The organism is Mycobacterium sp. NGS41 (assembly GCF_059812725.1).
This window is the reverse complement of sequence record NZ_JCALDF010000001.1, coordinates 164,776-184,374: the sequence shown is the minus strand read 5'-3', so window position 1 is coordinate 184,374 and position 19,599 is coordinate 164,776. Positions and strand designations below refer to the sequence as shown.

Sequence of the window (19,599 nt, the reverse complement as noted above, 5' to 3'; positions counted from 1 at the left end):
CGCAGAATGCCACATTTACCGGCGTGTCGCTGTACAAACACGCACCCTCGCGGCCAAAGGGCTAAGCCGCGTAGGTGGTGGTCCGCTGACGCGCGGGGCGGCCAATGCCCTCCGCGATCGCGGTCAGCTCGGCTACCGTCTTGGCCGACCCGTGTTCGGAGCCGGCCATCCGCGAGATGGTTTCCTCCATCAGCGTGCCGCCCAGGTCGTTGGCGCCGCCGTTGAGCATGATCTGAGTCCGCTGCTCGCCGAGCTTCACCCAACTGGTCTGAATGTGAGAGATGCGGCCGTGCAACATGATCCGCGCCAGCGCATGCACCGCGCGGTTGTCGCGATGGGTGGGCCCGGGGCGGGCGGCGCCGGCCAGATACAGCGGCGAACTCTGGTGCACGAACGGCAGCGGAACGAATTCGGTGAAGCCGCCGGTACGGTCCTGGATGTCACGCAGCACATTCAGGTGAGCTACCCAGTGGCGTGGACTGTCGACGTGTCCGTACATCATCGTCGACGACGACCGCAGGCCCACCTCGTGCGCGGCAGTGACGATTTCGATCCACAGCGACGTCGGCAGCTTGCCCTTGGTAAGCACCCAGCGCACCTCGTCGTCCAGAATTTCGGCGGCCGTGCCGGGGATGGTGTCCAGACCGGCCTCGCGCAGGCTGGTCAGCCACTCGCGAATGCTGGTGCCGCTCTTGGTAACTCCGTTGGCGATCTCCATCGGGGAGAACGCGTGCACATGCATCGACGGGACCCTGGCCTTGACCGCCCGAACAAGATCGGCGTAGCCGGTCACGGGTAGTTCGGGGTCGATTCCGCCCTGCATGCATACCTCGGTGGCACCCGCGACGTGGGCCTCCCACGCGCGGTCGGCGACCTCGTCGGTCGACAGCGAGTAGGCGTCGGCGTCGCCCTTGCGCTGAGCGAATGCGCAGAACCGGCAGCCCGTGTAGCAGATGTTGGTGAAGTTGATGTTGCGGTTGACCACGAAGGTCACATAGTCGCCGACGACGTCGCGACGTAACGAGTCAGCCAGTGCCGCAACAGCTTCCAGCGCGGGGCCGTCGGCGGTGGCCAACGCCAGGTACTCGTCGTCGGTGCAGCCGGCCGGATCCCGTTCCGCCGACCGCAGCGCCGCGAGCACGTCGGAGTTGACGCGTTCAGGGGCACGGGCCGCGAGCTCGTGCACGTGCGTCCGGATCGATTCCCAGTCGCCGAAGGCGCTGTCGAGGTCAGAGCGGGCATCGGCGTTGCGGCCGTCGGTGTCGATGGCCGCATACAGGTCAATGCGGCCGGAGGATGCCACGTCGTCGGGTTCCTGCCAGGGCATGCCCACCGGATTGACGTCGCGAGCCAGGCCAGTCGCCGCGTCGGCCAGCGCCACGACGTGGCCGCGCACCCGCGGGTCGATCCACGCGGCCCCCGCCTGCACGTACCTGGGCTGGGCGGTCAACCGCTGCATCAGGTCGTAACCGGCTTCCGCGGTGACGGCGGCAAGTTCGTCCAAAGCCGGCCAGGGCCGTTCCGGGTTGACGTGGTCGGGTGTCAGCGGCGAAACCCCGCCCCAGTCGTCGACACCCGCACCGACGAGGGCCAGGCACTCGTCGCGGGACACCAGGTTCGGCGGCGCCTGGATGCGCATCGCGGGACCGAGCACCAGCCGCGCGACCGCGACCGTGGCCAGGTAGTCGTCGATCCCGGCGTCGGGCACCGCGGCCATCGCGGTGTGTTCCTTGGCCCGGAAGTTCTGCACGATCACTTCCTGGATGTGCCCGAATTCCTTGTGCGACTTCCGAATCGCGTGCAGGGTATCGGCACGCTCGGTCAACGTCTCGCCGATGCCGACCAGCAAGCCGGTAGTGAACGGAATGGACAGCCGGCCCGCATCGGTCAGGACGCGCAACCGAACCGCCGGGTCTTTGTCGGGGCTGCCGTAGTGCGCCATTCCCTTGGTTTCGAACAGCCGGCGCGACGTCGTCTCGAGCATCATGCCCATCGACGGCGCAACAGGTTTCAGCCGCGCCATCTCCGACCAGCTCATCACTCCGGGGTTCAAATGAGGCAACAGCCCGGTCTCCTCGAGCACGCGGATTGCCATCGCCCGCACATAGGACAGGGTGGAGTCGTAGCCCCGCTCATCGAGCCACTCACGCGCCTCGGGCCAGCGATCCTCGGGCCGGTCACCGAGCGTGAATAGTGCTTCCTTGCAACCGAGTTCGCCGCCGCGACGGGCGATGTTGAGAATCTCGTCGGGCTCCAGATACATGCCGGCGCCTTGGGCGCGCAGCTTGCCCGGCACGGTGACGAAGGTGCAGTAGTGGCAGTTGTCGCGGCACAGATGGGTGACCGGGATGAACACCTTGCGCGAGTAGGTGATCGGCAATCGTCCTTCGGGACCGCGGCGTCCGGCTGACTCCAGACCCGCGTCGCGCACGCGCGCCGCGCTCGCGCACAGGTCGGCCAGGTCGTCGCCGCGCGCGGTCATCGCGACCGATGCCTCATCGATGTTCAGCGCCACACCGTCTCGTGCCCGCCGCAATACCCGCCGCAGCGCCGAAGCACTGGCTTTCGATGAGACCTTCGATGAGGCCCCAGCCGGAACGACGGGGCTGGGCAGAGCGATGGGCTCGTCGCCCGGAGTCAGCAGCACGTTGGTGTAACTTCCCCACGATCGATTTTCATCCGCAACAGTAGCGGCAGGTCGTGGCGGCCCCGCGGTCGACCACACCCGTCAGTGCCGGCGGCTGGTCCGCCAGAGCACAACCGCCGGGGGTGTGACTCCCAACAGAATCAGCAGCGGAGCCGCGTAGGCCATCAACCCGTAGCCGCCCAAGATCACGTCGTCGCCGGGACCGCCCAGGCTCATCGCTGCAACGGTCAACAACCACGTCCACAACGGCAGGGCGGCCAGCCGGGGCGAGCTGGTCCATCGCCCCGCGGCCCACACCAGGGCCGCATTGACCAATCCGCTGATCAGCCCGCTGATAGGAATGGGAACAGAGCCGACGTAGGAGGGCAGCAGCAGGGCCCCGGCCAGTGCGGACAAGACGCCGTCGACGGCCAACAGTGCCAGGACAACCACTCGACTAGCGGAATCCGCCCCGCCGCTGTCTTCGACCGACGCGGCGAGTGGCTTGGTATCGGTCAGGTCGGGACGCTGTCGATATTCGAGAGTATCGAACCGATCACCCACTGAAGGCTGTCCAGCCTGTCCTGCCAGTGCTGCAGGTTGGGGTCCAGGTCGGGGTCCATACGAAATCCCTCTCAAGTCCTTGTGAGCCTATTCAAGACGGCCTGTTTGGCAGCCTACCGCCTATCAGAATCATTGAGACCTAGTCCCGCGAGCAGATCTGTTTCCCACCCACGCTGGTCGCGGTCCCCCGCGGAGCCGGCGGCGAGGACATAGTGCTCCTGCGCGAGGATCGGCAGCGCGATGTTGTTCGACAGGGCGCAGGCGCGGCCGGTTGGGCCGACGGTGAGTTGGGTCGCGTGCGCGCTTAGCGCAGCGATCTTGGCCCCGCGGGCGTCGGCACCCGCCTCGACCACCGCGTCGATGTCCTCGTCTGCATATCCGAAGTCGAATTCTTCGGGCGGCGGGATCGTCCACTCGGGCCGCAGATCGTCGCGCCCGAGCGCGCGCCAACCCTCGGTGAATGCGCGTTCGGCAAGGACCGTCCAGTAGAACTTCGGCACCGTCCACGGATTTCCCGGATACCACGCGGTGCTGCCGGCCGCCGTGATGGCCGCCGCGGTGACGGTGTGCGCGTGGACATGGTCGGGATGGCCATAGCCACCGTTGGGGTCATAGGTCACGACGACGTGCGGCCGCTGCTCCCGAATGATTGCGACCAGCGCGCCCACGACCTCATGTTCGTCGGCGTCGATGAACCTCTCCCGGCGCCGTGGCGCGGTGCCGCGCATTCCCGAGTCGCGCCAGCGCCCTGCTCCGCCGAGATAGCTGGGTGCGCCGGCGCCCAGCACGCGCAAGGCCTCGGTGAGTTCGCTGATTCGGTAACCGCCGAGCTGGTCCGCCTGGTCGACGGCTAGGGCCGCCCAGCGGTCGACGACGACCTCGCCCTCCTCGCCGAGGGTGCAGGTGACGACGCGGACGTCCGCCCCGCCGGCGGCATAATGCGCGATGGTGGCGCCGGTGCTGAGGCTTTCGTCGTCGGGATGTGCATGCACGAACAACAGCCGCGGCGTCTCTGGCATGGACGCACCCTACCCGCAGCGCGCCGCAACTCACCTTGAGTAGTCGTGGTCGTCTACTATCGTCGAATGGCGCAGCTGACCCGAACCACGCCCACGGCCGGCCGGAGCCGCCGACGAGGCGAAGTGCTCGAACGTGCGCTCTATCAGGCCACCTTGGCCGAACTGGCTGAAGTCGGTTACGGCAGGCTGACGATGGAAGGAATCGCGGCGCGCGCCCACACCGGCAAGGCGGCGTTGTACCGGCGCTGGACCAGCAAGCATGATCTGGTCCGTGCCGCCCTGCTGCAGGCCTTGCCGCCGTTGACCGAGCCGCGCGCCGGCCGATCGCCCAGGGAAAGCCTGCTGGCGGTGTTCACTGCCCACCGCGATGTCCTGGCCGGAAAGACTGCATTTCCCGGCCTGGGCATTATCGGCCAACTGATTCACGAACCCGAGTTGCGGGCGATCTTCGCCGAGGCCGTGGTGGGCCCGCGCCTGATCATTGTGGAGTCGATCCTGGCAGCCGCAGTCCGCGACGGCGACATCGACCCGGCCACGCTGACACCCATGACCGCGCGGGTCGGACCCGCTTTGATCAACCAGCACTTCCTGCTCACCGGATCGCCGCCGAGCCGACGGGAGCTGTCGCTGATCGTCGATACGGTGATTCCGCCGAAAACGTCTGCTGCGCGGGGTGACTGAACCCGGTCAGGGTCCGGTTTTGATCCATTGACCGGCATCGCCGACGATGCCGACCGGTACCGCGCCAGACAGGCTGACGTGCTGCACACTCGGACCGGCCGCAACGATCGTGGTGTCCTGCAAGATCGGCAGCACGGTCGACATGTTCCACAATCGCGGTTCAACCGCGGTGATCACATCGCTGATGTTCTTGGTGCCGTTCAGAGCGGCATCGATGTTCGACTGGATGCTGCGATCGCAGATGCCGGTGAGGTTCGACGGCGCTCGGACCAGCGCGCCGGGGTCGGTTGGCCGGCTGGTCGGCTCCGGGGTGGGAGTGGTGGCGGGCGCGCCGGACGGCGTCACACCCACCGGAGTCGTCGTCGGCGCATTGGATGCCGGTAGCTGGCTCGTCTGCAATGCGGGGCAACCGTAGCGCGAGGCCAGCAGCGTCGGCAGATTCCCGCCAGCCTGATGCCAACCGACTATGGCGTCCACCCGGTTGTCGTTCAGCGCGTCGCGGTACAGCGTCACCGGGTCCAGCGCCATTACGGTCGCGGCCATACCGACGCTGCGTAGCTGGTCGGCGGCGGTGTTAGCCACGGCCACCGACGTCGGATCGTTGGCCGCCACGCCGATGACCAGCGACAACTGTTGACCGTCCTTGCTGATCCGGCCATGGATGACTTCCGTCGGCCCGGTGCTTGTCGGCGTTCCGGAAGGCGTAGCGGGCGTGGCCGACGTGTTGCTCTCGATCTGGTACCCGGCCGCGGTCAGCAAATCCAGCGCCGCCTGTTTGGACAGCGCGGGCGGCGCCGTCGGCTCGTAGCCCGGGTCGCTCGGCGACCGGATCTGGGCTTGGGCCAGGGTGACCGTGTTGTCGCTGCCGGCGCCCACCGCGGCCAGCAGGTCAACGTCGAGCAATCCCAGAATCGCCTTGCGAACCTGGCTGTCGGCCAGCTTGGGCTTGTTCGCGCGCAGCGTGAGCTGCATGACCCGCGGCGTGACAATCCGGGCGGTGCGGACATCGGGGATCGCGGACAGCTGCGCGAAAGCCGCCGAGCCGCCGTGCACTTGGGCCACTTGGGTGTCCCCGTTGCGCACCGAATCGGCCAGCGCGGCCGGTGCCCCGGCGCGGCGGAACAAGATCAGCGCGGGTTTGGCCGGCGGCCCCCAGTAGCGGTCGTTGCGGGCGAGCAGGATCTCGTCGCGCTGCGGGTCGATGTTCTCCACGCGGAACTGCCCGCCTGTGACGGGCAGGGACCGGGCCAGCCCGGCCGCGAAACCGCCCGGCACGTCCTTGACGATATGCGCGGGCAGGATGTTGCTGAACAATTCCCGCCACGCCGGATACGGCTGCGCGAAAGTGACCACGGCCTGCTTGCCGCCCTCGAGCGACTGCACGCCCGTGATGAGGTCATAGCCGGCCGGATCGACGACGCCCGGCTGGCTGACCATCTGCCGCCACAGGTACCAGAAGTCGTCGGCACCGATCGGGGCGTTATCCGTCCATTGCGCCTCGGGCCGGATCTTGTAGGTCACGGTGAATGGGTTCTGACTGGTCACGTCGGCGGATACCAGCAGGGTCGGGTCCATCTCCCAGCGCGAACCCGTCGGCGTGCTGTGGTCGGACACCGGCCGAAACGCGCTCGGCAACACCAGCGCGCTGATCGCCGCGTTTACCGCCGACAGGTCCGACAACAGATGCGGATTGAACCCGGCGCCGATCGAGTCGATGCCCATGATGATCTGAATCGGGCGCTGCGGCGGCGGCGCCGAGTTGTGCGGCGTATCGGTACTTTGTGGGGCCGGCGGCGGGTTGACCGTGCAGGCCGCGAGACCCAGGCCCACCATCGAGACCAGCACGCCGACCATCACGAGAAGGTGGCGGGCTCGGTGCAGCACGCCCATCAGGGTATCGAGCGCCTGCCCAGCAGCCTGGCTAATCGCGCGGCGCACTGCTAACCCCGGGCCTTGGCCCGTGCCCGGCTGCGGGCCCGGCCGGTGGCATCCAACTCGACCTTGCGGACCCGCACGACCTGCGGCGTCACCTCGACGCATTCGTCAGGCGAGCAGAACTCCATGGCCCGCTCCAGGTCGAGTTCGAGCGGCTTGGCCAGCGTCTCGATGACATCGGCGGTCGACGACCGCATGTTGGTGAGCTTCTTCTCGCGAGTGACGTTGATGTCGAGATCCTCTGGGCGCGGGTTGATTCCGACGACCATGCCCTCGTAGGTGTCCTGACCGGGCTCGACGAAGAATTGGCCCCGATCCGCGAGCTGCAGCAGAGCGAACGGGGTGATGGTGCCGGACCGGTCGGATACCAGTGATCCGGTGTGACGGGCGCGGATCTCCCCCGCCCACGGGCGGTAGCCGTCGAACACGGCGTTGGCGATGCCGGTGCCGCGAGTCAGGGTGAGGAAATCGGTGCGAAAGCCGATCAAGCCGCGGCTGGGCACGATGAAATCCATCCGGACCCAACCGGCGGCGTGGTTCTTCATCTCTTCCATGCGGCCTTTGCGGCCGGCCATCAACTGGGTGATGACCCCGACAAATTCCTCGGGGCAGTCGATCGTCATCGCCTCGAACGGCTCGTGCAGCTGACCGTCGATCGTTTTGGTGACCACCTGCGGCTTGCCGACCGTGAGTTCGAAACCCTCCCGCCGCATCGTCTCGACCAGTACCGCCAGCGCCAGCTCGCCGCGGCCTTGCACCTCCCACGCATCGGGCCGGCCGATGTCGACAACGCGGATCGAGACGTTGCCGACCAGCTCAGTGTCCAGGCGGCTGCGGACCATGCGTGCCGTCAGCTTGTGCCCCGAAACCTTGCCCGCCAGCGGCGAGGTGTTGGTGCCGATCGTCACCGAGATGGCCGGCTCGTCGACGGTGATGCGCGGCAGAGCATGGGCATGATCGGGGTCGGCCAGCGTGTCGCCGATCATGATCTCGGGCAGCCCCGCCACCGCCACAATGTCTCCGGCGACAGCCTCGTCGGTGGCGCTGCGCTCGACGCCCTCGGTGGCAAGCAACTCGGTGATCTTGGCGCTGGTGATCACCGGCACTCCGTCCACCTCGCGCATCCACGCCACCTGCTGGCCCTTGCGAAGTTTGCCGTTGTAAATGCGGACCAGGGCAAGCCGGCCGAGGAACGGAGATGCGTCGAGGTTGGTGACGAGGGCCTGCAGCGGCGCCCCGGGGTCGCCCTTCGGCGGCGGTACGTGCTCCAAAAGAACCTCGAACAGCGGGTCCAGGTTGGTGCCGTCGGGAATATCGCCGTCTGCCGGTTGGGTGGTGCTCACCACGCCGGCACGCCCGGACGCGTACAGCGTCGGCAGGCCGAGTGCATGTTCGGCGGCCTTGGCGGCTTCGTCGTCGAGGTCGGACGCGACGTCGAGCAGCAGGTCGTGGCTGGCGTCCACCACCTCGGCTATCCGCGCGTCGGGCCGATCTGTCTTGTTGACTACGAGAATCACCGGCAGATGCGCGGCCAGGGCCTTGCGCAGCACGAAGCGCGTCTGCGGCAGCGGGCCCTCAGAAGCGTCGACCAGCAACAACACCCCGTCCACCATGGACAGGCCGCGCTCCACCTCGCCGCCGAAATCGGCGTGGCCAGGGGTGTCGATGACATTTATTACCGTCACCGTGCCGTCCGGGTGGTGGCGGTGCACGGCGGTGTTCTTGGCCAGGATCGTGATGCCCTTCTCACGTTCCAGGTCGCCGGTGTCCATCACGCGTTCCTGCACCTCACCGCGTTCGTGCAGGGCGCCGGACTGCCGCAACATCGCGTCGACCAGCGTGGTCTTGCCGTGGTCGACGTGCGCGACGATGGCGACATTGCGGAATGGCACGTCGGTGATTGTGGCAGCGAGGGCCTCAGATAGCGAACTTGACAGGACAGCTCGCGCGCCTTCATTCTGCGCTGACAGCGCGCCGTACTCGCTTTTTTGCGCCGTGGACGCAGGATCGATGCCCTGACCGCAGGGTCACCCAGACCGCGCCTTTACCAGCCACGCCGTCGCGGCGCTGAACCCACCAATTGCTTCCCCGCCACATCGCGGCTGCGGTAGACGATGTACGGCCGGAATAGGTAGCCGAACGGCGCGCTGAACGCGTGTACCAGCCGAGTGAACGGCCACAGGGCGAACAGTGCCAGCGCGATCACCACATGTATCTGGTAGTAGAACGCCGCATGCGCCATCAGATCGCCACGCGGATCGAGCATCCAGATCGACCTGAACCAGATCGACACCTTCTGCCGGTAGTCGTGCAGCTCGCCGAAGTGGGTGGCGCCCGCCAGGGTGCAGCACATGCCCGCCACCAGCGCGCACGTCAGCACCACATACATCAGCTTGTCGTTGCGGGTGGTGGCCAGACGCACCGCATCGCTGGTGCGCCGCCGATAGATCAGCAACCCGATACCAAGCAGGGTGGCCACACCGGCAGGGACGCCCAGCAGCAGCGCCTGCAGGTGATACAGGTGATCGGTCAAACCGATTTTCCGAGTGAACCATTCGGGAACGAACAGCCCCATGATGTGGCCCATGATGACCGCCACGCTGCCGAAGTGAAACAACGGGTTGGCGATCGACAACAAGCGTGACTCGTAGATCTGCGACGAACGGGTGGTCCAGCCGAACTTGTCGTAGCGGTACCGCCACCAGGTGCCGACGACCGCGATCGCCAGCACGACGTAGGGCACGTCGTCCCAGAAGATCTCGAGCAGCTTCATGTGGACATGGGTTTGGACCAACGTCAGTCCCCCTCGGTGCGCTTGGGCGGGACTGTCAAGGTAAACGGTTGCAACCCAACGGCTTCCGCGGGCGGGCCGGCCTGAGCGAGGCGCTGCGCGCGGCGCACGTCCTGATCCGTCGCGGCGGGCAGCGTCGCGCAGACCGCTGCCACGGTGTGCTCGTACGGCGACTTGGCGTCGGCCAGCGCTTGCCGCAAGATGTCGATCGGGATCCGGTGCTCGATCAGCAGCCGACGCCCGGCCTCGGGGTGGACGGTCGCGGCGAATTCCAGCACGACGGGCAAGTGATCCGGCGCCTCGGTGCGCGGCGGCTCGACACCCGCGTCCCGGTAGGTGGAGGCGAAAACCAGCATTTCCCGGCCCCGGTTGCGAGTGTCTCCCGCGGTCCAGTACGTCAGATACATGGTGGCGCGCCGGCGCATGTCGAAGGTCTCGACATAGTCGACCGCGGCGGCCATCGGATCGCGGCTTCGCAGCTCGGCGAGCGTCCGTTCGAGCAGCCCCGCCGCGGGCCGGCTGATATGACCCAACAGCTCATCGACGATGTCGAGCCGCGCGGCGTGATCGTCGTCCGGGTAGGCCAGCAGCAGCGAGGCGGCCTGCCACACCAGTCGGTCGTGCACCGCCCGGGTACCCGAGCGGTCCAATACGGCCGACAAGAATTTCATCGTCTGGACTCCGGGAACATTCCTTCGGGCGCGCCATGGCCATCCCAGTTGAGCAGGTTCACCCGGGAGCGACCGCCCCCGCCACGCCCGGTTGCCACCGGCTCACCGACCTCACCGACCTGTCGCTGCTGCAGGGCGTGGAACGTCTCCACTGCGACCGGCACCGGAGCGCCGCTGCCGACGCCGAACGGACCGGACTCATACATTCCGGGCCCGCCGTCGAAGGACAACGAGCAACCGAGCTCTTCGGGCCCCGAAATGCCGGCCGCTGCAGGCAGATCGGCCACGTAAGCCGTCGGAATGACGTAGCGCTCGTCGTATTTCGCGACGGCCAGCAGCCGGTACATGTTGTAGATCTCTTCTTCGGTCATGCCGACGGACTGCGGGATGTGCGGTTGGGTTTCGCGGCCCAGGTTGATATCGCGCATGTAGGACCGCATCGCCGCCAGTCGCCGCAGCACATTTGCGACCACCTCGGTGTCACCTGCGGTGAACAGCTCGGCCAGGTACTGGATCGGAATACGCAGCGCCTCAAGGGCGCCGAACAGATTACCCAGTTCCTCCCCGTCGCCCCCGTCGTGACTGATCGCGTCGACCACCGGCGACAGCGGCGGGATGTACCAGACCATCGGCATGGTCCGATACTCCGGATGCAGTGGCAGCGCAACCCGATAGGTGTTGATCAGCGCGTAGACCGGTGATCGCTGGGCGGCCTCGATCCACTCGTCGGAAATGCCTTCCGCCCGTGCGCCGGCGATCACCTCGGGATCGTTGGGGTCCAACAGGATCTGGCGCTGCGCCTCGTAGAGGTCGGTGTCGTTTTCCACCGACGCCGCCTCGAGCACCCGCTCGACGTCGTAGAGCACCAGCCCCAAATAACGCAGCCGTCCCACGCAGGTTTCCGAGCACACCGTGGGCAGACCGACCTCGATGCGCGGGTAGCACAGGGTGCACTTTTCGGCCTTGCCGGTCTTGTGGTTGAAATACACCTTCTTGTAAGGACATCCGGACACACACATGCGCCAGCCGCGGCAGCGGTCCTGGTCGACGAGCACGATGCCGTCCTCGGTGCGCTTGTACATCGCGCCCGACGGGCAGGACGCCACGCACGACGGGTTCAGGCAGTGTTCGCAGATCCGCGGCAGGTAGAACATGAAGGTCTCTTCGAGCCTCAGCTTCACCTGCTCGCTGACCTTCTTCAGGATCGGGTCGTGGGGCACGATTTCCGTTGAGCCGGCCAGGTTGTCGTCCCAGTTGGGCCCCCACGACACCTTCATCGGCTCGCCGCTGATCTGACTTCGCGGCGCGGCGGTGGGAAAGGTGTCACCCGCCGGTGCCGTCGTCAGATTTTCGTAGTCGTAGGTCCACGGCTCGTAGTAGTCGTTGATGGTCGGCAACCGGGGGTTGGCGAAAATCCGCAGCAGCTTTTCGAATCGGCCGCCGTCGCGTAGCCGAAGCCGGCCTTTCTTGTCACGCACCCATCCGCCGCGCCAGCGCTCCTGGTCCTCGTAGGTGCTCGGATAGCCGACGCCCGGGCGGGTTTCGACGTTGTTGAACCACACGTACTCGGTTCCCGAGCGATTGGTCCAGGCCTGCTTACAGGTCACCGAACAGGTGTGGCAGCCAATGCATTTGTCGAGGTTCATCACCATCGCCATCTGCGCCATTACTTTCATCGTCTTGCTCCGCAAGCGTCGCTCGGGCCGTTCATTGGTCAGTACCTCACGTCCTGGTTGCGACGGCGCACCACAGTCACTTCGTCGCGCTGGTTGCCGGTGGGGCCCAGGTAGTTGAACCCGAATGAGTGCTGCCCGTAGCCACCGGCCAAGTGGCTGGGCTTGATTCGCACTCGGGTCAGCGCGTTGTGGTTGCCGCCGCGTTTGTTGTTGGTCTGGGTACGGGGCGTGTCCACCGTGCGTTCCTGTACGTGGTAGACGAACACCACGCCGTCCGGCATGCGGTGCGAGATGATGGCCCGGCCCACGTAGATGCCGTTGGCGTTGACCGCCTCGATCCAATCGTTGTCGCGCACATTGATTTTCGCTGCGTCTCCTGGGCTCATCCACATGGTGGGGCCACCGCGGGACAACGACAACATGTACAGGTTGTCCTGGTAGGTGGAGTGGAACGACCACTTCGAGTGCGGCGTCAGATACCGCACGGCGAGCCCGATGCCGTCACCACCGTCCTTGGTCGAGCCGAGCTCGGGCTGGTTGAACAGCCGCGCCATGTCCAACGGCGGCCGGTATACGGGTAGCTGTTCGCCGAGCTCCTCGATCCAGTCGTGGGCGAGGTAGAAGTGCATGCGTCCGGTGAGGGTGTGGAACGGCTTGAGGTGCTCGATGTTGATGGTGAACGGCGCGTAGCGACGCCCACCGGTCTCGCTGCCCGACCATTCCGGGCTGGTGACCACCGGGACCGGGCGCGCCTGGGTGTCGGCGTAGGTGATGCGTTTTTCCTCACTGCCCTCGGCCAGCTGTGCCAGCCGCTGTCCGGTGCGCTTCTCCAGCTCGAGGAATCCCTCGACGGCCAGCCGGCCGTTGCAGGTTCCGGACAGGGTGAGTATCACGTCGGCCATCCGCGCGGCGGTGGTGATCGCCGGGCGCCCTGCGGCGGGACCGGAATTCATCACCCCGAACTTGGCGGCCAACTCGCTGACTTCACGGAAAGGATGCACGGTGACACCCTTGACGGTCATCCCGAACTGGTCGACGAGTGGTCCGAGCGTCACCCATTTGTCGTAGATCGCCGCATAGTCGCGCTCCACCACGGTGACCTTGCTCATCGTGCGGCCAGGTACCGGCACCTCGTCATTGTGAAGCCAATCCCGTTCGGTGCCATCGGGATAGGCCATGGCGTCAGCGGTGTCATGCTGCAGCGCCGTCAGGACGACGTCGTTGCGGGTACCGAGATGACGTCTGGCCATTGCGCTGAAGGCGCGGGCGATGGTGCCGAATGCCTCGAAGTCCGTACGGGTTTCCCACGGTGGATCGGTCGCCGGGCTGAACGCGTGCACATACGGGTGCATGTCGGTGCTGGAGAGGTCTTCCTTCTCGTACCAGGTAGCCGCGGGCAGCACCACGTCGGATACCAGAGTCGTCGACGTCATCCTGAAGTCGATGGACATCAACAAGTCGAGCTTTCCTTCGGGAATCTCGACGTCTCTGGCCACGTCACTGGGCAACACACCGGTGACGCGGGGTTTGGCCAAGACATTGGAATCGGTGCCGAGCAGATGCTTGAGGAAGAACTCGCCGCCCTTGCCGGACGACCCGATCAGGTTGGACCGCCAAACACTGAGCACCCGTGGCCAGTTGGCGGGGTTGTCGGGGTCGGTGACCGCGAGCTTGAGCTTGCGCTGAGCGAGTTGCTCGGCGACGTACTCGCCGACATCAAGGCCGGCCTCCTGCGCTTCGTCGGCGACGTCGAGGCTGGACCGGTCGAACTGCGGATAGAACGGACTCCAGCCCATCGCCGTCGCCGAGGCCAGCACGTCGACCGTGTGCCTACCGTCGAACCTGCCGCGGCCCAACGGGCTGGTCAGCTTGGCGGCGCCGTAGGAGTCGTAGCGCCACTGGTTGGTGTGCACGTACCAGTACGAGGCGCCCGGTACCTGCCGCGGCGGACGCGACCAGTCGTTGGCATTCGACATCGTCTGCCACCCCGTCAGCGGACGCACCTTCTCCTGGCCGACGTAGTGCGCCCAGCCGCCGCCGTTGCGTCCCATCGATCCGGTCAACAGCAGCAGCGACAGCACCGAGCGGTACATCACGTCGCTGTGGAACCAGTGGCAGATGCCGCCGCCCATGATGACCATGGACCGCCCGCCGGATTCCTCCGCGTTGCGCGCGAATTCCTTGGCGACGCGGATAGCTTGCGCCGCAGGCACTCCGGTGATCGATTCCTGCCAGGCCGGGGTGTTCTGCTGGCTGGCGTCGTCGTAACCGCTCGGCCATTCGCCGGGCAACCCTTCACGCGGCACGGCGTAGTGCGCCAGCATCAGGTCGAACACCGTACAGACCAGATGCTGGCCGACTCGGCGCACCGGCACGCCACGCGTCACGGATTCGCCGTGGCCGTCGATGGTGTCAAAGCTGGGCAGCTCAACGAGTTTCGCGTCGCCACCTTGTCCACCCTGGACACTGAGGGCCGGCACGATTGCGCCCAGGTCCAGGTTCCACTTGCCGACGCCGTCATCGCCGTAGCGGAATCCGAGGGAGCCGTGCGGGACGACGACCTCGTCGGTGACCTCGTCCAGCAGTGCGGGCTTGAAGGCCGCATTCTCGACTTCCTCGCCAATGTCGGCCGCGGTCAAGAACTTTCCGGGTACCAGCGCGTCGCCGCGCTGTTCCAGCTTGATCAGGAACGGCAGATCGGTGAAGCGGCGGACGTAGTCGACGAAGAATGGGACCGGCTTGCGCACATAGCATTCCGAGAGGATCACGTGCCCCATTGACATGGCCAGCGCGGCGTCGGTACCGGCCGCACACCGCATCCACTCGTCGGCGAACTTGGTGTTGTCCGCGTAATCGGGGCTGACCACAACGACTTTGGTGCCGCGATAGCGGGCCTCTGCCATCCAGTGCGCATCGGGCGTGCGGGTGATCGGGACGTTGGAACCCCACATGACCAGATAGGACGCGTCCCACCAGTCCCCGGATTCGGGCACATCGGTCTGGTCTCCGAAGACCTGTGGCGAGGCCACCGGCAGGTCGGCATACCAGTCGTAGAACGACGTCATCACGCCGCCGATCAGCGAGACGAAACGGGAACCCGTGGCGTGGCTGACCATCGACATCGCGGGAATCGGCGAAAAGCCGGCGACCCGATCGGGCCCGTATGTCTTGATGGTGTGCACATGAGCGGCGGCGATCATTTCGCTGGCTTCAGCCCACGTCACTCGGATCAGGCCGCCCTTGCCGCGCGCCCGCTGGTAGCGGCGACGGCGCTCGGGGTCGGCTTGGATATCGGCCCACGCCAGCACCGGGTCGCCCAGGCGGGCCTTGGCCTCGCGGAACATCTCGACCAGCACTCCGCGGGCATAGGGATAGCGCACCCGGGTGGGCGAATAGCTGTACCACGAGAACGACGCGCCGCGGGGACACCCGCGCGGCTCATACTCCGGCCGGTCCGGGCCCACCGACGGATAGTCGGTCTGCTGGGTTTCCCAGGTGATGATCCCGTCCTTGACGTAGATCTTCCACGAACACGACCCGGTGCAGTTGACGCCATGGGTGGAACGGACCACCTTGTCGTGGCTCCACCGGTCGCGGTAGAACACGTCGCCTTCGCGGCCGCCCTGCCGGGTGACGGTGCGCAGATCGGATGAGAATTCGCCCGGCGTAAAGAACCGCCCGCTGCGCTCGAGCAGCTCCTCGATCACTCCGCCAACGTGAGGTGTGACGGTCAACGCGTAGCCCCCCTACTTGTTACTGAATCCCCCCGTGGCCCGATTCGAGTGCACGATCCGGCAAACATCGACCTTATAGCCCGCGTGGCGGCCACAGCCGGGGGCTTCGGTGTGGAAACGCGCCAATACGCGGCGTGGCAGACGCCGCCGGAGAAAGCCATCGGGATCACTACCGGCAATCCAAGTCCAGGTCAAGTGTTTGTATGGCGTACTGTTCCATTTTGCCACTCGCCGCCGGCATCCGCGCTGTGGACAGGCTGCGGAGAAGCTGTGGAGTTGTTTCGAGGTTCCTCAGAGCGCTTGGGCCAAGTCTCCCAGCCAGCCGCGGTCGGCGGGCACCCAGTCGACAGCGTGGAGTTCGGCCGCGGTCACCCAGCGCAGCGCCCGGTGGTCATGCGCATGCGGTTCACCGCGAATCAGTCGCACACGATACGCCCGCAGCGTCGTCGTTTCATTGAGCGGAATGTCGTCGCCGAGGCGGTCACCGACCGCGACGTCGCCGACCTCGACACCCAACTCCTCGGATAGCTCGCGGGCCAGCGCGTCGCGCTCGTCTTCGCCGGGCGCAACCTTGCCGCCGGGCAGTTCCCAGCGGCCCGCCAACTCCGGCGGCCGCATGCGTTGGGCGACCAGGACCGTCGACCCGCAAATGACGGCTCCGGCGACAACGATCTGGGTCGGCATGGCCTGTCACGGTATACGGCCGGCGCGCGAGCGCCCCGCAGTGGCTCACATCGTCGCGGCCAGTGCCGTGTGCGCTTGGAAGCCGAACGAATCTGCCATGTCGCGATAGCGGGTAACGAGATCGCGGTAGCTCGCATGGTCGCCGATGGCGCGCGCGAGCAATGCCCGTGCCCGCAGCAGCAGAATGTCGCGAGCCACGTAGTCGCTGTCGAACTGGATGGCAGCCATCCTCTCGATCGCGAGCTCGGCTTCCTGAATATCGGTAGCGGCGCTGCGCAGCAACAGGTTTTCCACCAGAACACCGGTGGCAAGCGCGCACCACGCGAACTGCCCCGCCCGAAACAGGTCTTCCACACCGGCGCGTATCCGCGCGATGGCACCATCGCGATCTCCATGCCGGGCGCTGTCAGCGGCGACATAGACGTCGATAACGGCCCGTTGGCTGGTATTGAAGCGATTCTCCAAGCACATCTCACGAAGCTGTGCCAGCACTTCGAGTCCGCGTTCGCGGTCGGTCTGGGAGTCTCGGTGGACCAGCGCCAGGCCCAATGCCATTCGTGCGGTACCTACCGTCATATCGTCACCCGATCGCTCGGCGATCTGCAGCGCCTCGTCGATGTCGCGTAGTGCCGTGTCGTCGGCCAGCAGCAGCCCCCACGTAATGGCCGGACTGTATATCACGTTGACCGCAAACGCATGTGACATCGGATCGGACCTCCGCCCGATGTCGACGGCCCGGTTGAAATCCTCGCGCCACCCATCACGACCCTGGGCCCATCGAGCCAGACCGCGATATGCCAGTGCCACGGCCAACGGTGAACCAATGATGATGTTTCCTCTGGTGGGGTCGCCGTCAGCCAAATCGACGACCCGCTGCGACCACCGCAGCACGTCGCCCACCTCGCCGGTCTCGCACTTGGCGAGGGTGGTGGCAAAGGACAGTCCGACGATCAAGACCGGATCGCCGATCGACTCGATAAGTGCCATGCACTCGGATGCCAGACGCGCTCCGTCCCGCACCCGGCCACGCATCATGTGCTCGTTCACCAGCCCTGCCATACCGATGGCCAGCGATGCCTGGTCCCCTGCCAGAGCGCAGAGCTGCCGAAGTTCCTCGAATCGATCGGGGGAGATATTGGCATGGATCCGCCAGCTGTTGCCGCACAGCAGGGTGCGGGGGGCGATGCACATCTCGGTGTGGTTTGTGCCGTCAGCGGGCAATGCGTCAGCGATTTGTCGGGCGCGCTCCCAGTGCACCCGCGCCGCGACGATATCGCGCGCGGCCGACCACGGACCTGCGCGCATGTGCCACGAGTACGCGGCACACACGTCGCCCGCCGCCTCCAGATGCTCGGCAATGATCGCGGCGTTCTCGTCTGCCGATGCAGGATCATTCGCCTCGATCGACGCTGCGAGGCGTGCATGCAAAGCCGCGCGATCCGACTTCAGCTGTGACTCGTAGGCCACCGTGCGGATCAGCGGATGCCGAAATACAAACTCGGCACGCGGGGCGAACTTCACCTCATCGATCAGTTCAGCCGTCACGAGGTCGTTCAAGACCGGATCGATGCCCAGTTTGCTCAGCAGCTCGCTGCTGAAACGCGATCCGATCACGGAGGCGGCACTCAAGGCCTTTTTGGCCAGTGGAGCTAGTCGGTCGATGCGCGCGGAGATGGCAGCCTGCAATGTGGCGGGCACGTTGACCTCGGCGAGGTCGACGCGGCACACGTAGGCGCCCCGGTCGCCGTCGAGGACTCCACGCTCGCTGAGATCTCGCACCATCTCCTGTGCGAAAAACGGATTACCGGCGGCCCTCTCGGCGACGAGCGCTGCGACGCCACGGACGGACGGGTCAGGGCCCAACAACTCGCCCGTCAGCGCTGAGGTTTCCGAATCACTCAGTGGCGCAAGCGTTATGGTTTCGATGCCGGGCAACTGCAGCAGCGCCCCGCGATACTCCGGTCGCGACGTGATCAGCACCATGGCTGCGTTTCGCGGGACCATGGCGACGAAGTCGGACAGCATCGATTCGCTCACCTCGTCGATCCAGTGCACATCTTCGGCGATGTAGAGGGCCGGCCTGGTGCGATCCGTCGACATTGTTTCGATCAGAGCTGTCAGACGGCGCCGTCGGGCATCCGGATCGATCTTCGGAAGCTGCTCGTCGGCATCGCGAATGCCCAGCAAATCATCGAGCAACACCAGGTCCTGCGGATCTGCGGCTGACAGCTGCGCCCGCACCCGAGCCCGCGCGGCCTGCTGGTCGAGTCCGACTACTCCGACCACCGCCCGCAGCAGCCGCGCGATCGCGTAGAACGGAATGTCACCCGCGTGCGACTCGCAGAACGTCGAAAACACCTCGACACTACTTTGGAGCGCAATCTCTGCGGTCTCCCGAACAAGCCTGGTCTTGCCGATTCCCGCTGGCGCCGACACGCTGATCACGCACCCATGTCCACTGATCGATCGGCGCAAAGCGCCCGCGACAGTGTCGATTTCCCGCTGCCGCCCAACCAAAGTCGAGTCGGGACGACCGAGCCGATGATGCTGCTCCGCGATGGCAAGCAGGCCACGCGCGGACACCGGGTGGTCGGCGCCTTTGATGGTCACCATCTCCGATTCACCTAGCACGGTGACGTGGCGAACCAGTCGCGCGGTCGATTCGCTGAGCAGCACTCCACCGGGCGGCGCCGCCGACTCCATCCGCTGCGCGATGCCGACCTGCTCTCCGATCGCGGTGTAACCCCAAGCGCGTGAGCCGACGTCACCGGCGACCACCCGACCGGAATTCAGGCCGATTCGTAGTTGGAGCACGACCCCGTCGCGGCGCTCAACCAAAATGGCCAGCCGCTTCACCTCCTCCTGAATGTCCAGAGCAGCCCGGCAAGCGCGAAAAGCATGATCTTCCAGCGCGAGTGGTGCTCCAAACACCGCCATCAGTCCGTCGCCGGTGAACTTGTCGATCGTGCCGCCGAACCGCTGCACCACCACGCCGGCACGGTCGACCATTTCGGACATGATTTCGCGCAACCGCTCCTCACCGACGGCGGCCGCGATTTCCATGGAACGCACGACGTCGGCGAACAGCACCGTCACTTGCTTGTACTCAGCTGGTCTGGCGGCTCGCTCGATCGGCGCGCCGCACGAGTGACAAAATCGCGCGTTCGCCACCAACTCGCTACCGCACGACTCGCAGCCATGCGGTGCTGTCATGCGAC

Annotated in this window: 12 protein-coding genes; 1 reads left to right on the top strand and 11 read right to left on the bottom strand. The window is 66.1% G+C overall.

Annotated elements, in window-relative coordinates:
• Nucleotides 1–61: 61 nt before the first annotated feature.
• From AC5Y21_RS00885 to mshB, 3 genes are all read right to left on the bottom strand, one after another.
• Nucleotides 62–2,647 (bottom strand): bifunctional FO biosynthesis protein CofGH, encoded by a 2,586-nt coding sequence (locus AC5Y21_RS00885; protein WP_499908477.1) that lies wholly within the window; start codon nucleotides 2,645–2,647, stop codon nucleotides 62–64.
• Between the two features lie 81 nt (nucleotides 2,648–2,728).
• On the bottom strand, nucleotides 2,729–3,190 hold the full coding sequence (locus AC5Y21_RS00880) for a hypothetical protein (protein WP_499908475.1): 462 nt from the start codon (nucleotides 3,188–3,190) through the stop codon (nucleotides 2,729–2,731).
• Between the two features lie 113 nt (nucleotides 3,191–3,303).
• A complete protein-coding gene (gene mshB, locus AC5Y21_RS00875; protein WP_499908473.1) occupies nucleotides 3,304–4,209 on the bottom strand; it encodes an N-acetyl-1-D-myo-inositol-2-amino-2-deoxy-alpha-D-glucopyranoside deacetylase in 906 nt (301 codons plus the stop codon).
• A 66-nt stretch (nucleotides 4,210–4,275) separates the two neighbouring features.
• Here mshB and AC5Y21_RS00870 point away from each other — a divergent pair, with 66 nt between their 5' ends.
• On the top strand, nucleotides 4,276–4,890 hold the full coding sequence (locus tag AC5Y21_RS00870; RefSeq protein WP_499908471.1) for a TetR/AcrR family transcriptional regulator: 615 nt from the start codon (nucleotides 4,276–4,278) through the stop codon (nucleotides 4,888–4,890).
• A 6-nt stretch (nucleotides 4,891–4,896) separates the two neighbouring features.
• On the opposite strand, the gene AC5Y21_RS00865 is transcribed toward AC5Y21_RS00870, so the two are convergent.
• From AC5Y21_RS00865 to AC5Y21_RS00830, 8 genes are all read right to left on the bottom strand, one after another.
• Nucleotides 4,897–6,780 carry an ABC transporter family substrate-binding protein gene (locus tag AC5Y21_RS00865; protein ID WP_499908915.1) on the bottom strand — a complete coding sequence of 628 codons (1,884 nt, stop codon included), beginning with the start codon at nucleotides 6,778–6,780 and terminating at the stop codon, nucleotides 4,897–4,899.
• Between the two features lie 50 nt (nucleotides 6,781–6,830).
• Nucleotides 6,831–8,717: a translational GTPase TypA gene (typA, locus tag AC5Y21_RS00860; protein ID WP_499908469.1), complete on the bottom strand. Its 1,887-nt coding sequence runs from the start codon at nucleotides 8,715–8,717 to the stop codon at nucleotides 6,831–6,833.
• 152 nt (nucleotides 8,718–8,869) lie between these two features.
• Complete coding sequence (narI, locus tag AC5Y21_RS00855; protein WP_499908467.1) at nucleotides 8,870–9,598, bottom strand: respiratory nitrate reductase subunit gamma; 729 nt, start codon at nucleotides 9,596–9,598, stop codon at nucleotides 8,870–8,872.
• Nucleotides 9,599–9,621: 23 nt separating this feature from the next.
• Nucleotides 9,622–10,287, bottom strand: coding sequence for a nitrate reductase molybdenum cofactor assembly chaperone (narJ, locus tag AC5Y21_RS00850; RefSeq protein WP_499908465.1), 666 nt, complete (start codon nucleotides 10,285–10,287; stop codon nucleotides 9,622–9,624).
• A complete protein-coding gene (gene narH / locus AC5Y21_RS00845; protein ID WP_499908463.1) occupies nucleotides 10,284–11,963 on the bottom strand; it encodes a nitrate reductase subunit beta in 1,680 nt (559 codons plus the stop codon). The genes narJ and narH overlap by 4 nt, the downstream gene beginning before the upstream one ends.
• Before the next feature lie 38 nt (nucleotides 11,964–12,001).
• Entirely contained in the window at nucleotides 12,002–15,697 is a 3,696-nt protein-coding gene (locus AC5Y21_RS00840; protein ID WP_499908461.1) for a nitrate reductase subunit alpha, read from the bottom strand.
• Nucleotides 15,698–15,988: 291 nt separating this feature from the next.
• Complete coding sequence (locus tag AC5Y21_RS00835; protein ID WP_499908459.1) at nucleotides 15,989–16,381, bottom strand: (deoxy)nucleoside triphosphate pyrophosphohydrolase; 393 nt, start codon at nucleotides 16,379–16,381, stop codon at nucleotides 15,989–15,991.
• Nucleotides 16,382–16,426: 45 nt separating this feature from the next.
• A complete protein-coding gene (locus tag AC5Y21_RS00830; protein WP_499908457.1) occupies nucleotides 16,427–19,594 on the bottom strand; it encodes an adenylate/guanylate cyclase domain-containing protein in 3,168 nt (1,055 codons plus the stop codon).
• Nucleotides 19,595–19,599 lie beyond the last annotated feature (5 nt).